A 15,486-nucleotide genomic window follows, 5' to 3' on the forward strand; every position below is an offset into this window, starting at 1 on the left:
GCGCCGGCATCGCCGTACGACTGACCCCCCGCGTCATGGTCCAGCGCTCGGTCGCAACCGACCCCGCAGGCCCGCGACCACGCGAAAACAGTTGTGACCGCGTGGGATTCGGGCAACTGGACGAATGCGACCGAGAGCCGCTCAGTGAGCCTTGTCGTACGCCTCGACGATGTTGGAGGCGATACGACCACGGTCACTGACCGTGTAACCGTTGGCTCGCGCCCACTCACGAATGTCGGCGGTACGGTCAGTGCCGCCGGTACGACGAGAAGCGCCACGCTGCCCACGGCGGGCGGCAGTTGCCCGGCCACCCGAGCGACGCGCCGCCCCAACGAACGGAGCCAACGACTCGCGCAGCTTGGTGGCGTTCTTCTCGGACAGATCGATCTCGTACGAAGCGCCGTCCAGCCCGAACCGAACAGTCTCATCAGCCTCGTGTCCATCGAGATCGTCAATCAACGACACGATGGTCTTCTGCGCCATGCTTCTCTCCTTCAGGTCAGCGAACCGCGGAACTCTTCGAGACTAGTATTACCACGTCATCAGGAAGAACTGTAACGGCTGGTTCGGACACGCGCGACCGCCATCGCCTGCGACATGCCGTCCGCAGCGTCATCGACACCACACAACACCCCTCAGGTAGACGTGAGTCACGTCTAGCCAAAGCGCTGGAGGCCACCGTCAGGATAAATTTTGATCATGAGTTGTCGCCGAATCACGACTTCCGATCCGAAACGCCGGTGGTCGGCGCAGACAAGGACGTCACGGTCTGGCCAGCGGCGGTGAGCGCCACGCAACGGCATCAAGGATCCCGCACCTGCGAATGCGATACACCACGTATGGGCCGCAGCCGCGCTCATCCGATTCACGGTCTGGTAGTAGAGCTGGTCCGGTAGTAGCCCAGGGAGCCACGGTGGATGAGCGGACATGGATCGTCGATGCGGCAAATGTGATAGGGGCCCGCCCGGACGGATGGTGGCGCGATCGCGCGGGGGCCGCCTTACGCCTGCACGAACACCTGTCCGCGCTGTGCCAGACCGGCTTCGAGGCCTCCACGCCGCGGGCCGCGGGCGGGGAGGACCTGCCCACCGAGGTGGTCCTGGTACTCGAAGGCCCGGCCCGGGCCGGGGTCGCCGCGAGCGGGCGGCCCGGCGGCGGCGACCCGGGGAACCGGGCCGCCAGGCTCGTTGTCGTCCACGCCCCCGGACCGGGCGACGACACGGTCGTCGAGGCCGCTGTCGAGGCGGTCAGGCGGCAATGTGGGGCCGTTGTCGTCATCACCGCGGATCGCGCGCTTCGTGGCCGTGTCCACGCTGTGGGCGCGACCACAGCGGGGCCGGGGTGGCTGTGGGCGCTGCTCGACCGCACCCGCTAGACCCGTCAGAACGCGGCCGCATCCGCTGGAAGCAGCCGCTGGAGACAGCCACCCGTGGAAACCGCCCAGCGGGCGGCTCAGACGGACGGCGCGGTACGCCCCGAATGCTGGAAGACGGGCATCAGCCGCGCGGAAAACCGGCCGGCACCGGCACCGACCTCAAGGGGAATGCCGAAGCACGCCGACAGCGTCGGACCGGTCAGGACCGTCTCGACAGGCCCGGCCGCGACCACCCGGCCGGCGCGCAGGAGCAGCGCGTGGGTCACACCCGGCGGGATTTCCTCCACGTGGTGGCTGACCATGATGGTCACCGGCGACAGCGGATCCGCGACCAGCCTGGTCAGCCGCACCAGCAGGGCCTCACGGGCCCCCAGATCGAGCCCGGCGGCCGGTTCGTCCATCAGCAGCAGTTCGGGGTCGGTCATCAGCGCACGCGCGATCTGGACGCGTTTGCGCTCGCCTTCGGACAGGGTGCCGTACCGCCGTTCGGCGAGATTCCCGCACCCGACCTGGGCGAGCAGCTCAAGGGCCCGCCAGCGATCGTCATCGGTGTATTTCTCGGTGGCCCGCCCGAGCACCGCCCACGCGGCCGTCATGACCACGTCGAGGACGCGTTCGGTGGCCGGCAGGAGGTCCGCCACCGCCGAACTCGCCAGGCCCACCCGGCTGCGCAGGTCGAACACGTCGACCTCGCCAAGCCGACCGCCGAGCAGATCGACCGTTCCTCGAGTCGGGAAAACCCGACTCGCCGCAACCTGGAGCAGGGTTGTCTTCCCGGCGCCGTTCGGCCCGAGAATGACCCAGCGTTCACCGTCGGCAACGGTCCAGTGGATGTCGGAAAGGAGCGTCGCGCCATCCCGTACAACAGTTACCGAGTCCAGGCGCAACACCACGTCTGTCACGGGCCTCACGTTACGCGACCCGTCCCGGCGCGGAGTCGGCCGGGATGGTGTGTCCGTCGGGAGGTGACCGACTTCTCAGCCCGTCTCAAGCGGTGGCGCGGCTATCTCCGCCCACACGACCTTGCCGTCACCGACCGATCTGGTCCCCCAGCGGGATGCGATGAGCGAGACCAGTTCGAGGCCGCGGCCGCCCTCGTCGTCGAAATCGGCGTGCCGGCGCCGAGGCAGCCGCGGGTCGCGGTCGGACACCTCCACGATCACCCGGGACCCGGTCCGGCGCAGCCGCACGGACAGCGGGGACCGACCGTGCACCAGCGCGTTGGTGACCAGTTCCGACATCAGCAGGACGACGGAGTCGGCGGTGTCGGCGTCCACCGACCACGTCGTCAGCAGGTCGCAGGCCCGTCCCCGGGCCGCACCGAGGCCGGCCGGCCCGTCGGGGATCGTGATGTCGGCGTAGCGGGTCGCCCCGCCCGCGTCGGTGTCGGGCAGCCCCACCAGCAGCAGGGCCACGTCGTCGTCATGGCCGACGTCCCGGCCAAGGGCCTCCAGGGCCTGGTCGGCCCGTCTGCCCAGGGAGCCGTCCTGCCGGGCGAGCACGGCGGCCAGGTCCGAGACACCGGCGTCGATGTCGCGTTCCCGGCTTTCCACCAGCCCGTCGGTGAACAGGACCAGCAACGCCCCCCGCTGCAGGCGGACGGTGTACTCCTTGACGTCACCGCGGCCGAGGCCGAGCGGGGTGCCGACCTCCATGTACAGCCGCGACACCAGGCCGTCGGGGGCCACCACCAGCGGCGGCGGATGCCCCGCGTTCGCCAGCGTCAGCAGGCCCGTGTGCGGCTCGATGACGCCGTAGATGCAGGTGGCGATCTGGCCTTCGTCGATCTCGCTGACCACGCCGTCGAGCAGGGTCAGCACCTCGTACGGGGAGAGCTCCAGGCGTGCGCAGGTCCGCACCGCGGTCCGTAGCTGGCCCATGATCGCCGCGGCGCGGACCCCGCGGCCCATGACGTCGCCGATGACCAGACCGACCCGGCCCGCGCCGAGGTCGATCACGTCGAACCAGTCCCCGCCGACCTCGGTGTCCTCGACCCCGGGCACGTAGCGGGCGGCGATCTCCAGACCCTCCGGCTCGACCACGGTCGGTGGGAGCAGGCTGCGCTGCAGGGTCAGCGCGGTGTCCCGGCTGCGCCGGTAGAGCTCCGCGTGCTCGACCGCGACCGCCGCGCGGGCCGCGAGCTCCTCGAGAAAGGCCACGTCGGCCTGGGTGTACGGCGGCCGGTCGCCGGCGGCCATCAGGCTGACCACACCGGCCACCTGGCCGCGCAGGATCAACGGCACGGCGGCGAGGGTGTGCGCGCCGACATGCTGCATCCAGCGCGCCATGTCGGTGGACGACAGCCAGGGCGCGCCGGCCAACGGAGCGATGTGCCCACGCCCGGTGAGCGCGGCGAGATGGACCGGGCTGTCCCGCGGCCACCGGCCCGTCCGGGCCCGGGGCATCGGCAGCTGGGTCAGACCGGGGCGCACCGACACGACCGCCCGCCGCAGGACCGGCGCCTCGGCCGGGCCGGCGGCGGGCGCTCCTCCCAGGCCGTCCGGCCCGTCCGTCCTGACTGGTAGGTCCGGCCTGTCCGGCCCGGACTCGACCAGGTAGACCGCGCACGAGTCGGCCAGCTCGCCCACGACGACGTCGGTGAGCGCCCGCAGGGCCCGCTCGGGCTCCAGCGCGCTGCCGACCGCCCCGGTCGCCCGGGCGAGCAGCTCAAGGCGACGGCCGGCCTCCCGGGCCGCGGCCGCGGCGGTACGGGCGGTCTCCTCCGCCCGGCGGCTGGAACGGGCCTCGGCCAGGACGCGCTCGAACAGCGTCGCGCGTTCCAGCGCCCGGGCACACTGGTCGGCGAGCGCGGTCAGATACGCGCGGTCGGCCGCGGAGAACGCCTGCCGGGCCCGGAAGCCGAACAGCAGGACGCCGAACGGCGCGTCGACGGTCGCCAGCGGCAGGATCGCCCAGGCGTGCTCGTCGGCCTCGGCCAGGATCGCGGCCTGCTCGGGCGCGGGCCACCGCGCGGTCAGTTCCTCCCGGTCGAGGAGGAACAGCGGCGAGGCGCCGCGGACCGCCTCCGCGACCGGGTGGGACGCCTCCAGGCTGATCCCCGACCATGCCTGGGCGAGGAGCGCGGGATAACCGAGCAGCGATCGAAAGCGCAGACAGTTGTCGACCTCGTCGACCAGTGCGATCCCCCGCCCGTTCGCCCCCAGCACCTGCCGGCCGGCGTCGAGCACCACGGCGGTGACCTCGTCGATGCTTACAGCACGTGACAATGCCGCCGTGACCAGGCGAATCTGTTCGGTCTGTTCGGCCGCGCCAGCTGTTGTGCCGGTCACGCCAGTTGTTGTGTCCGCCGTGTTGGGTCCGTCGACCGCCGGCGCGTCGCGTGCCGCCGCGGCAGCACGGATCTCGGTCACGTCACGGCTGACACCGATCCACTCAAGCGGATAATCACCCTCAGTAATAGGAACGATCCGCATGACGAGCACCCGCTCCGTCCCGTCCGCGGCGTCGAGACGGAACTCGGCGTCGAAGACGGTGCGCTGCTCGACAGCCTTGCGCCAGGCGTCGGCGACCCGGTCACGGTCCTCGGTGTGCACCCCGCCAAGCCAGCCCGCCCCGGCGATCTCCGGGAAGCTCTGGCCGGTGACGGCCCGCCAGCGCGGCATGTCCACGTCCAGGGCGCCGCGGGCACCGGCATGGAACACGTCCGTGTCCCCGGCCTGCGCGAGCGCCCGGTACCGGGCCTCACCGCGGGCCAGCTGGTGGCGGGCGTCGCTGATCCTGGTGACATCGGTAGCGACGAGCGCCGCACCCAGCAGCACGCCATGGGCGTCCGTGGCCGGAAACCAGCTCATCGTCCAGATCCGCGGCGGCCCCGCGGCGGTGGTGGCGGCGCTGACCTCGAAGTTGGCCACCGGCTCACCGGTGGTGAGCACCCGCCGCAACAGGCGGTCCATCTCGTGGCCGACGTCGCCGAGCAGCTCCGGCATGGTGCGGCCGACGTGCTCGCTGGGCGCCCGCCCGTTCAGCCTGGCCAGGACGTCGTTGACCCGCAGGTAGCGTCCCTGGGTGTCGTAGAAGGCGAAACCGGCCGACGCCTGGGCGAACAGCGCCTCGAGCAGGGTGATGGTCGGCTCCACCGCGGCGGGCGGCCTCGGCGGGTCGTCCGGACCAGCCCCGGCGGGCTCCTCCCCGGCGGCGCTCCTGTCCTCGCCCCCGTCCTCGTCCCTGTCCTCGTCGTCGTCCCCGGCCACCCCGGCGCCCCCGGCTTTCTCCGCACCCGCATGGCCGACACCGTTCGTCCTGCGAGCCCCGTGAGCGTCGCTCCAGCCGGCCCGGTCACCTGCCGGTCCGCTCGGCGGCTGTCCGGGAAGCTCCCCGAGGAACGGCGTCGTCATGGGAGACGATTGTGGCCGGTGTGGCAGTGTTGTGCCCAAAGCCTTACCTCTGATGTTTTCGGACACCGGTTCCTCACCAGTCCCGGGAACTGGACCGCTGCTCGCTCCGGGTGTCGGATCGCCGTCACGTCCCACCATGGGCCGGCACGTCGCTGGTCGGTCGACGGCCCGGGACACACCCTGGGCCTGGAAAACACCTCATGCGCCCGATCGTGCCGGGCCTGGCAGGCCGTGCGCTGTCCATCGACTGACAGAGGTGGCACGCATCGCATGTGTGACGGCGCATGTCCGACGGCGTCCCGCCCGTTTTCTCTCGACCGCCGTCGGCCCTGGATCGCCCGACCGGGCAGCGCCCGCCCATGCCCTGACAGTAGCCGGCCTGACCCGTCCATATCGGGCCCAACGGATTCCCAGGGAACATCGACCACACTGTCGACATTCTTTGTCGTTCCGTTGTGACGAATACCCGGGGCCGAACGCCCGGGACGGCGCCGGGCCCTACCTCCCGTGCCCGGTACGCGTCCGCACCCGTCAGCTGTCCACGATCTCCGCGGTTACGCCGCGTTGAACGGGCCAGGAATTCGTTAGGGTCTGGGTCCGTGGCTGCTGGACACGGCAACGAACACGGACCTGCCCCGGACATCGGAGCGGATACCGGCATCGAGGGACAACTGCTGTGGACGCCGTCCGCGCAGCGGGTCCGCGCCGCCGGGGTCACCGCCTACCTCGAGTGGCTGGCCGCCGAACGGGGCCGACGGCTGACCGACGCCACCGCCCTGTGGCAGTGGTCGGTGGACGATCTCGACGGCTTCTGGGACTCGATCTGGGACTTCTGCGCGGTCGAGGGCGAACGCGGGGACGGGCCCGCGCTCGCCGACGCGCGGATGCCGGGCGCCCGATGGTTCCCGACCGCCCAGGTGAACTACGCCGAGAATGCTCTGACCCGCCACGGGCCGGCGCCGGCGGTGATCGCCGTACGCGAGGACGCCACCACGGCCGTGGTGTCCTGGGACGAACTGCGCCGCGAGGTCGCGGCCGCCGCCGCGGGCCTGCGCCGGCTGGGGGTGGGACCGGGCGACCGGGTCTGCGCCGTGCTGCCGAACTGTATTCACGCGGTGGTGGCGATGCTCGCCACCACCGCTGTCGGAGCGGTCTGGTCGTCCTGCTCCCCCGACTTCGGGCCCACCGGCCTTGCGGACCGTTTCGCCCAGGTACGCCCGACCGTGCTCATCGGCGTCGACGGCTACACCCACGGCGGGCGGTCGTTCGACACGCTCGGAGTCCTGGCCAAGGTGGCCGAGCGGCTGCCCGGCCTGCGCGCCACCGTCGTCGTCGCCTACCTGGCCACGGACGCCCTTGAACGGGCCCGCACCATCGGCCTGCCGGGCATCCTGGCCTGGGAGGACCTGCTCGCCGGATGCGACGACGCCGTCCCGACCTTCCACCGTCTCCCGTTCGACGCGCCGCTGTGGATCCTGTACTCCTCCGGTTCGACCGGAAAACCCAAACCGATCGTGCACGGTCACGGCGGCATCCTGCTCGAACATCTCAAGGCGCTGGTGCTCCACCTCGACCTCGGGCCGGACGACCGTTTCCTGTGGGTGACGAGCACCGGCTGGATGATGTGGAACCTGCTCGTCTCCGGCCTGCTCGCCGGCTCGACCGTGGTGCTTTTCGACGGAAGCCCGAAGTTCCCCGACACCGGTGCTCTCTGGCGCCTGGCCGAGGCCACCGGAGTCACCTGTTTCGGGACGAGCCCCGGTTTCCTGGCCGAGTGCGCACGCTCCGGCACGGTTCCCCGTGAGGTCGCCGACCTTTCGGCGCTGCGCACCGTGGGATCCACCGGCGCGCCGCTGCCCGCGCGGACGTACGCCTGGGTGTACGAGTCCGTCGGCAGCGACCTGATGCTGTCCTCCATCAGCGGCGGGACGGAGGTGTGCACCGCGTTCGTGCTCGGCCTGCCGACGCTGCCGGTGCGCGCCGGGGAGATCCCCATGCGTGGGCTCGGCTGCGCGGTGACCACCTTCGACGAACAGGGCAAGGATGTCGTCGACGAGGTCGGCGAGCTGGTGATCACCGCTCCCATGCCGTCCATGCCGGTCGCCCTGTGGGGGGACGACGACGGCTCGCTGCTGCGGGCGGCCTACTTCTCGACCTACGAGGACGTGTGGCGACACGGGGACTGGGCGCGCGTCACCTCCCGCGGGGCCGTGTCCATCCACGGCCGGTCCGACGCCACGCTGAACCGCGCGGGGGTCCGGATCGGTACCGCCGAGCTGTACCAGGTGGTGGAGAACATCCCTGGCGTGACCGACAGTATTGTCATCGACACCTCGACCGCCGACCGGCGTGGTGAGCTCGTCCTCTACGTATGCCTGGCGGACGACGTGGTGTTCGACGGCGCGCTCACCGAGACGCTGCGCGCCACGATCCGCCGTGAGCTCAGCCCTCGTCACGTGCCCGACCGCATCGAGAAGATCGTCGAGGTTCCCCACACCCAGAACGGCAAGAAACTGGAGGTGCCGGTCAGACGGCTGCTGCTGGGCGAGCCGCTGGAGCAGGCGATCAGCCTCGGCGCCGTCGCCAATCCCCAGGCGCTGCTGCCGTTCATGCCGCCGGCGACCCGCTGACCCACGCTATACCGGTCTCGTACGAACAGGCCGTACGACACACGATCCCCTGCCCGGTCAACCACCCGGACAGGGGATCGTGTGTCGTACGCGGGGAAACCAGCCGCGGGGAAACTAGTCGAGGAACTCCCGCAGCCTGCCCGCGACCGCCGGCTTGCGCAGCTCACGCAAGGTGTCCCGCTCGATCTGGCGGATCCGCTCCCGGGTCAGCCCCAGGCGGTTGCCCACCTCGGCGAGGGTGTGCTGCTTGCCGTCGGCGAGGCCGAACCGCAGCCGCATCACCTCACGCTCACGCGGGGTGAGCGAGTTCAACACGCCTTCGATCTCGTCCTGCATGGCGCCGTAGGAGGCGGCGTCCGCGGGCGAGGTGGCGTCGGCGTCCTCGATGAAGTCACCGAGGACGGAGTCGCCGTCGTCGCCGACGGCGGTCTCCAGGCTGACCGTGTCCTGCGCGTACCGCCGCAGTTCGACGACCTGCTCGATCGGCATGTCGAGCTCGAGCGCCAGCTCCTCGTCGGTCGGCTCCCGGCCGAGCGTGGAGACGAGCTGCCGCTGCAGCCGAGTGATTTTGTTGATCTGCTCGACCACGTGCACCGGAATCCGGATGGTCCTGGCCTGGTCGGCCAGGGCCCGGCCGATGGCCTGCCTGATCCACCAGGTGGCATAGGTCGAGAACTTGTAGCCCTTGGCGTAGTCGAACTTCTCGACCGCGCGAATCAGGCCGAGGTTGCCCTCCTGGACCAGGTCGAGCAGGGTCATGCCCCGGCCGCTGTACTTCTTGGCGACCGAGACGACCAGGCGCAGGTTCGCCGAGACCAGCTGCTGCTTGGCGGCGTGCCCGTCCCGGACCAGGGTCTGCAGGTCGCGACGCAGCTCCGGAGCCAGGTCGGTATCGGTGTCCAGCTTGTACTCGGCGAACAGCCCGGCCTCGACCCGCTTCGACAGCTCGACCTCCTGCGCGGCGTTGAGCAGCGGCACCTTGCCGATCTCACGCAGGTACATACGGACAAGGTCGGCGGTTCCGGCGTGCTCGGACGTCGCGCGTGTGGCCGCAGCCCCGCCCGGCGCCTCCTCTTCTTCCTCCTCGAGAACCTCGACCCCGAGTGTGGTCAGCCGGGCGACCAGGACAGGCAGCAGTTCAAGACCGAGATCGGCGGTCTCCAGTGCCTCACGGAGCTCGGCACGGCTGAGTTCGCCGGACTCACGTCCACGCGCGACGAGCTCGGCGACCTGAGTCACGTCGAGTTCGTCGGTATCATCGGGCACGGCGGCCAAGCTGCGGCTGGGCGCCGTGCGGGCAGGAGTGGATGACCGACGAGTCCGTCGCGTGCTCACGGCACGCGTACGCGGCTCATCGGAGCGCTCATGAAGTTCGAGGGCAGGCAGCGTCATCAGTAGCAGATCCGAAGGTCGGTGCGGGTGGCGGGTCTTGGTGCTTGCACGTATGGGCAACGCCTGGGGGCGTCTCTCCCATTCCGCGTTCAGACACAACCGGACGTAAGCGATCGCCGGGTCTACGAAGCAGTGTAGACCCTCACCCTCGGGACGCCGCACCCGCTGTCGCGAAGACTACTCCGCGGATCAGCCGGTGTGTCACGAATAACTAATTATCTCTTCAGTTCTCCACGTCCGCGCCGTCGAGAACGACACTAGTCCCAACTTTTCACCAACACAGCCACAATAATGCGGACGGACCGTAACAATCGTCACTGAGAGTACGTGAGATCACGAGAGTGTCACGAGCTTCCAGCGCTGCCAGCCACCGGCCCCGGTACCCTCACACGATGTCATCGTCGGCTCTGCCGTCCGAGGTGCTCACCGAACTCCGAACGTCCGCGATCGAGGTACTGCGGGACAACGATCTGGGTGGGGCTACCCGACCGTCTCCGACGCTCTACCCGCACCAGTGGTTGTGGGACAGTTGCTTCATCGCCATCGGGCTACGGCACATCGACCCCGAACGGGCCAGCCGGGAAATCCTCTCGCTGCTGCACGGCCAGTGGCCCAACGGGATGATTCCGCACGTCATCTTCTCCGGCTCCGGCAGCTACCACGCCGGGCCCGACCGGTGGCGCTCCGATCTCGTCGACGGCGGCCCGGAGCATGTGCAGACGACCGGCGTCACCCAGCCGCCGATGATCGCTGAGGCCGTCGTCCGCGTCGGCGAGGTGTTCGACCCGGCCCGGCGCCACGAGTTCTACCGGGCGATCTACCCGGGTCTGCTGCGCTACCACTGCTGGCTGTACCGCGAACGTGACCCCGACGACACCGGGCTGGTCACCCTGGTCCACTCGTGGGAGTCGGGGATGGACAACACCCCCACCTGGATGGAGCTCACCCGCAGGGCGGCCCCCATCCCCCTGAAGCTCATCCGCCGGCTCAACGGGGACGGCGCGCTCGACGCCCTGCGGCGGGACAACAAGGAGGTCCCGTCCGACCAGCGGCTGTCCGCCACCGACCTGTTCACCCTCTACCACCTGGTCGGGGAGCTACGCGACGCCCGTTACGACTTCAGTCGGATCCGCGCCTCCCGCGTCCCGCTGATACAGGACGTCGCCTTCAACGCGATTCTCGCCCGCGCGAACGACCACCTGCGCGACATCGCCGCCGACATCGGCGAACAGCTGCCCGACCAGCTGCTGCGCTCGGCCCGCCGGACCAGGGCGGCGTTGCCCACCCTGTTCGCCGACGGCATGTGCTGGAGCCGGGACGCGCGTTCCGGCCGGCTGATCAGCAGACCCACGATCGCCGGCTTCCTCGCCCTGTACGCCGGTGTCGTGCCCCCTGACAACGTCGAGGACCTTGTCAGCCGGATGACCGCGCGGCGGTTCTGGCCGGCCCACGGCATCGCCAGCACCCCCACCGACGATCCCGACTTCCAGCCCCGCTGCTACTGGCAGGGCCCGGTCTGGGTGAACATGAACTGGCTGCTCGCCGACGGGCTCGACCGTGCCGGCCGCGGCGACCTCGCCGAACGGCTGCGCGCCGGCACGATCTCGATGATCGCGGGATCCGAGGGCCTGTACGAGTACTACTCGCCGTTCGACGGCACCGGGGTGGGCAGCAACCACTTCTCGTGGACAGCGGCCCTGCTCCTGGACCTGCTCGACGGCCGGAAACCCGCTCACCACCTGCCGTCCGCCCGCACGGGCGCGAACGACGGAGAGCACCTGACCCGGCGCGGCGGCTGACCGGCCGCCGCGCCGGGTCAACCGGCCCGAGCGATCAGCTGCAGCCGCTGGTGGAACCGCACTGTTCGCACACGTAGCAACTGCCCGCGGGACGCATGGTGACCCCGCAGGTAAAGCACAGTGGCGCGTCCACCACGTTCTGGGCCGACAGCGCCTCACCCGGTGGGACACTGCGCGGCATCGCGCCCCGCATCTCCAGCGTCGTGGGCAGGCCCACCTGGTGGGTGTGGACGGCCCCGGCATCAACCGTTGCCCCGGCCGCGTCGGGCCCGGCCACCTCGGCCGCCTCCGCCACCTCCGGGTCGGCTGTCTCGACCGCGTCCGCCGGGCCGGCTCCCCCGTGCTGGCCGGTGAGCTGGCGGGCCCGCTCCTGCGCGCTGAGGACGCCGAGCTCCGCGCGGGTCTGTTCGGGGAGGTAGTCCAGGGCGAGGCGGCGGAAGAGATAGTCCATCACCGACTGGGCGATCCGCACGTCCGGGTCGTCGGTCATGCCGGCCGGCTCGAAACGCATGTTGATGAACTTGCGGACGTAGGTCTCCAACGGGACGCCGTGCTGGAGCGCGATCGAGACCGCGATGGCGAACGCGTCCATCACGCCGGAGAGGGTCGAACCCTGCTTCGACATCTTGATGAAGACCTCGCCGAGCCCGTCGTCGGGATACGACCCGGCGGTCAGATACCCCTCGGCGCCGCCCACGGTGAAGGAGACGGTCTGCGACTGGCGGATCTTCGGCAGCCGACGCCGGACCGGGCGGTGCTCACCGGACGGCGCGGTGGCGGGCTGCGCGGCCGTCTGCTCGCCCGCGCCCCCGCTCGCGGACCGCTTCGCGCCGCGCAGGTCCGACAGTGGCTGGCCGACCTTGCAGTTGTCCCGGTAGATCGCCAGTGCCTTCAGGCCGAGCCGCCACCCTTCCAGGTAGATCTGCTCGACCTCCTCGACCGTGGCCGACGTGGGCATGTTGACGGTCTTGGAGATGGCGCCGGACAGGAACGGCTGGACCGCCGCCATCATCCGGATGTGCCCCATCGGGGTGATGGCCCGCTCCCCGATCGCGCAGTCGAAGACCTCGTAGTGCTCGCGGCGCAGGCCGGGGGCGTCGATGACGTGACCGTGCTCGGCGATGTACTCGACGATCGCCTCGATGGTCTCCTCGGCGTAGCCGAGAGCGCGCAGCGCGGCGGGAACCGTCTGATTGACGATCCGCATGCTGGAGCCGCCGACCATCTTCTTCATCTTCACCAACGCGAGGTCGGGTTCGATGCCGGTGGTGTCACAGTCCATCGCCAGACCGATCGTGCCGGTCGGAGGGAGCAGGCTGACCTGGGCGTTGCGCCAGCCGTGCTTCTCCCCGACGCTCTGGGCACGCTCCCACTCGCGGGCGGCGACGGCGAGCACGCGGGCGTCGTCGACCCCGACCGTGCGGACGGCGTCGGTGGCGGCGGCGTGCTTGCGGATCACCCGACGGTGGGCGTCGGTGTTGCGCGCGAAGCCGTCGTAGGCCCCGAGGGCCGCCGCGATCTCCGCCGAGCGGCGGTAGGCCGTCGCGGTCATCAGCGACGTGATGGCCGCGCCCATGGCCCGGCCGCCCTCGGAGTCGTACGCGTGACCGGTGGCCATCAGCAGCGCGCCGAGGTTGGCGTAGCCGATGCCGAGCTGGCGGAACATCCGGGTCACCCGGGTGATCTCCGGTGTCGGGAAGTCCGCGAAGCAGATCGAGATGTCCATCGCGGTGATGATCAGCTCGACGGCCGCCACGAACGCGTCGGCGTCGAAGCTGAGGTCCTTGCGCAGGAACTTCATCAGGTTCAGCGACGCCAGGTTGCAGCTGGAGTTGTCCAGGTGCACATACTCGCTGCACGGGTTGCTGGCGCTGATCCGGCCGGACTCCGGGCAGGTGTGCCAGTCGTTGATCGTGTCGTCGTACTGGATCCCGGGATCCGCGCAGTCCCAGGCCGCCTGGGCGATGGAGCGGAACAGCGTCCGGGCCCGGACGGTCTCGATCGTGCGCCCGTCGAGCCTGGCCCGCAGGTCGAAGTCGGCGTCGTCGATGACGGCCCGCATGAACTCGTCCGTCACCCGCACGGAGTTGTTGGCGTTCTGGTACTGCACCGAGACGATGTCACGGCCGCCGAGGTCCATGTCGAAGCCGGCGTCCCGCAACGCGCGGATCTTGTTTTCCTCGCGGGACTTGGTCTCGACGAAGTCGACGATGTCCGGATGATCGACGTCGAGCACGACCATCTTCGCGGCTCGCCGGGTTGCGCCGCCCGACTTGATCGTGCCGGCCGAGGCGTCGGCCCCGCGCATGAAGCTCACCGGGCCCGAGGCGGTGCCGCCGGAGGACAGCAGCTCCTTCGACGACCGGATGCGCGACAGGTTCAGCCCGGCGCCCGACCCACCCTTGAAGATCAACCCCTCCTCCCGGTACCAGTTGAGGATCGACTCCATCGTGTCGTCCACCGCGAGGATGAAGCAGGCCGAGACCTGCTGCGGCGCGGGCGTGCCGACGTTGAACCACACCGGGCTGTTGAAGCTGAACACCTGGTGCAGCAGCATCCAGGTCAGCTCGTGCTCGAAGATCTCGGCGTCCGCCGGCGAGGCGAAGTACCCGTGCTGCGTGCCGGCCGCGCCGTAGGCGCGCACGACCCGGTCGATGAGCTGGCGCAGGGACCACTCGCGTGCGGAGCTGCCGAGCGCGCCCCGGAAGTACTTGCTCGTGACGATGTTCGTGGCGTTCACCGACCAGAAGTCGGGGAACTCCACCCCGCGCTGCTCGAAGTTGACCGAGCCGTCGCGCCAGTTGGTCATGACGACGTCCCGCAGCTCCCAGGTGACCTCGTCATAGGGATGGACGCCCGGCGAGGTGTTGACGCGTCGCACCTGCAGACCGGTGGCCCTGGGGGCGGCCTTGGTGCCGGTTCTGGTGGCGGCCTTGCTCGCTTTCGTGCCACGGTTGTCGGTCATGGCGCTCCTCGTCTGGCGTCGGTCGGATGGTGTTTCTCACCAGCTGTCTGTCGTGTCGGGGTGCGTGGCTACGACGGCGACCGGTCGGCCCGCCCGCGCAGATCGGCGATCGCCGTCTCGAAGTCCTCCAGCGACTCGAAGGACAGGTACACCGAGGCGAACCGCAGGTAGGCGACCTCGTCGAGCTCCCGCAGCGGCCCGAGGATCGTTCGGCCGATCTCGTCCGAGGCGACCTCGGCAGCCCCCGAGGCACGCAACGTGTCCTCGACCAGCTGGGCGAGCCGGGCCAGCGCGTCCGCCTGGACCGGTCGCCCCTGGCATGCCCGCCGCACGCCGGCGATCACCTTCCCGCGACTGAACGGCTCGGTGACACCGCTGCGCTTGATGACCCGCAGTGACGCCTCTTCGATCGTCGTGAAACGACGGCCGCAGGACGGGCACGACCGGCGGCGACGGATCGCGGCACCCTCCTCAGCCTCCCGACTGTCGACGACCTTGCTGTCGGGGTGTCGACAGAACGGACACCGCACGCACAACCCCCAAGATCTTGTCGACTCACAGCCATGCAACTACAAGATGTTGTGGTCAACACTAGGACCGGACACTACGACCTGGCAAGCTGGCCAGTGTGTGGAGTCTCCTGACAAATCCGTCACAGCGAACCCGTCACAGCGAACCCGTCACAGCGAACCCGTCACGACAGGCCCGTCATGACCGACCTGTCACGGCAGGCGGAGCGTCTGGCCGGGGACGAGATCGGTCGTCTCCAGCCGATTGAGGCCGGCCAGACGGGCCACGGCCACCCGGGTGTCACCGTCGGGAGCCAGCCCGCGGGCGATGCCCCACAGCGTCTCCCCGGACCGGACCACGTGGACGCGCGCCGGCCGGTCGTCCCCGGTCGGCGCGGCCGACGACGTCACCCGGGCCACGGACAGCACCAGGCAGGACACCAGCATAACCAGGACAATCA

General features: G+C 70.1%; 10 protein-coding genes. 3 read left to right on the plus strand and 7 right to left on the minus strand.

The window, feature by feature from the left end; genetic code table 11:
- Nucleotides 1–141 precede the first annotated feature (141 nt).
- On the minus strand, nucleotides 142–483 hold the full coding sequence (locus tag FSYMDG_RS17705) for a histone-like nucleoid-structuring protein Lsr2 (protein ID WP_013874753.1): 342 nt from the start codon (nucleotides 481–483) through the stop codon (nucleotides 142–144).
- Nucleotides 484–913: 430 nt separating this feature from the next.
- Here FSYMDG_RS17705 and FSYMDG_RS17710 point away from each other — a divergent pair, with 430 nt between their 5' ends.
- Nucleotides 914–1,375, plus strand: coding sequence for a hypothetical protein (locus tag FSYMDG_RS17710; RefSeq protein WP_013874754.1), 462 nt, complete (start codon nucleotides 914–916; stop codon nucleotides 1,373–1,375).
- Between the two features lie 77 nt (nucleotides 1,376–1,452).
- Here the strand turns inward: FSYMDG_RS17710 and FSYMDG_RS17715 are convergent, their stop codons facing one another.
- Together FSYMDG_RS17715 and FSYMDG_RS17720 are read right to left on the minus strand one after the other, a co-directional pair.
- Entirely contained in the window at nucleotides 1,453–2,277 is an 825-nt protein-coding gene (locus tag FSYMDG_RS17715; RefSeq protein WP_047221403.1) for an ABC transporter ATP-binding protein, read from the minus strand.
- A gap of 75 nt (nucleotides 2,278–2,352) precedes the next feature.
- Nucleotides 2,353–5,730: a SpoIIE family protein phosphatase gene (locus tag FSYMDG_RS17720; protein ID WP_193353075.1), complete on the minus strand. Its 3,378-nt coding sequence runs from the start codon at nucleotides 5,728–5,730 to the stop codon at nucleotides 2,353–2,355.
- A gap of 599 nt (nucleotides 5,731–6,329) precedes the next feature.
- Between FSYMDG_RS17720 and FSYMDG_RS17725 the strand changes: the two genes are divergently transcribed.
- Nucleotides 6,330–8,360: an acetoacetate--CoA ligase gene (locus tag FSYMDG_RS17725; RefSeq protein ID WP_013874757.1), complete on the plus strand. Its 2,031-nt coding sequence runs from the start codon at nucleotides 6,330–6,332 to the stop codon at nucleotides 8,358–8,360.
- A gap of 114 nt (nucleotides 8,361–8,474) precedes the next feature.
- Here the strand turns inward: FSYMDG_RS17725 and FSYMDG_RS17730 are convergent, their stop codons facing one another.
- Nucleotides 8,475–9,752 (minus strand): RNA polymerase sigma factor, encoded by a 1,278-nt coding sequence (locus tag FSYMDG_RS17730; RefSeq protein ID WP_013874758.1) that lies wholly within the window; start codon nucleotides 9,750–9,752, stop codon nucleotides 8,475–8,477.
- A 392-nt stretch (nucleotides 9,753–10,144) separates the two neighbouring features.
- On the opposite strand from FSYMDG_RS17730, the gene FSYMDG_RS17735 reads away from it, so the two are divergent.
- A complete protein-coding gene (locus FSYMDG_RS17735; RefSeq protein ID WP_013874759.1) occupies nucleotides 10,145–11,551 on the plus strand; it encodes an amylo-alpha-1,6-glucosidase in 1,407 nt (468 codons plus the stop codon).
- 34 nt (nucleotides 11,552–11,585) lie between these two features.
- On the opposite strand, the gene FSYMDG_RS17740 is transcribed toward FSYMDG_RS17735, so the two are convergent.
- The 3 genes from FSYMDG_RS17740 to FSYMDG_RS17750 all read right to left on the minus strand — a co-directional run bounded on the left by FSYMDG_RS17740 (nucleotide 11,586) and on the right by FSYMDG_RS17750 (nucleotide 15,472).
- Nucleotides 11,586–14,516, minus strand: a complete 2,931-nt coding sequence (locus FSYMDG_RS17740) for a vitamin B12-dependent ribonucleotide reductase (protein WP_013874760.1) — start codon at nucleotides 14,514–14,516, stop codon at nucleotides 11,586–11,588.
- A gap of 68 nt (nucleotides 14,517–14,584) precedes the next feature.
- Nucleotides 14,585–15,046 carry a transcriptional regulator NrdR gene (gene nrdR, locus FSYMDG_RS17745; protein WP_013874761.1) on the minus strand — a complete coding sequence of 154 codons (462 nt, stop codon included), beginning with the start codon at nucleotides 15,044–15,046 and terminating at the stop codon, nucleotides 14,585–14,587.
- A 192-nt stretch (nucleotides 15,047–15,238) separates the two neighbouring features.
- Nucleotides 15,239–15,472, minus strand: a complete 234-nt coding sequence (locus FSYMDG_RS17750) for a LysM peptidoglycan-binding domain-containing protein (protein WP_085948605.1) — start codon at nucleotides 15,470–15,472, stop codon at nucleotides 15,239–15,241.
- Nucleotides 15,473–15,486: the final 14 nt, after the last annotated feature.

Source organism: Candidatus Protofrankia datiscae (assembly GCF_000177615.2).
Taxonomy (GTDB): domain Bacteria; phylum Actinomycetota; class Actinomycetes; order Frankiales; family Frankiaceae; genus Protofrankia; species Protofrankia coriariae.

What these genes read in the sequence shown, in the direction of transcription:
- FSYMDG_RS17705 (WP_013874753.1), bottom strand. Translation starts at nt 483, where the DNA reads ATGGCGCAGAAGACCATCGTGTCGTTGATTGACGATCTCGATGGACAC.
- FSYMDG_RS17720 (WP_193353075.1), bottom strand. Translation starts at nt 5,730, where the DNA reads ATGACGACGCCGTTCCTCGGGGAGCTTCCCGGACAGCCGCCGAGCGGA.
- FSYMDG_RS17730 (WP_013874758.1), bottom strand. Translation starts at nt 9,752, where the DNA reads ATGACGCTGCCTGCCCTCGAACTTCATGAGCGCTCCGATGAGCCGCGT.
- FSYMDG_RS17735 (WP_013874759.1), top strand. Translation starts at nt 10,145, where the DNA reads ATGTCATCGTCGGCTCTGCCGTCCGAGGTGCTCACCGAACTCCGAACG.
- FSYMDG_RS17740 (WP_013874760.1), bottom strand. Translation starts at nt 14,516, where the DNA reads ATGACCGACAACCGTGGCACGAAAGCGAGCAAGGCCGCCACCAGAACC.
- FSYMDG_RS17750 (WP_085948605.1), bottom strand. Translation starts at nt 15,472, where the DNA reads ATGCTGGTGTCCTGCCTGGTGCTGTCCGTGGCCCGGGTGACGTCGTCG.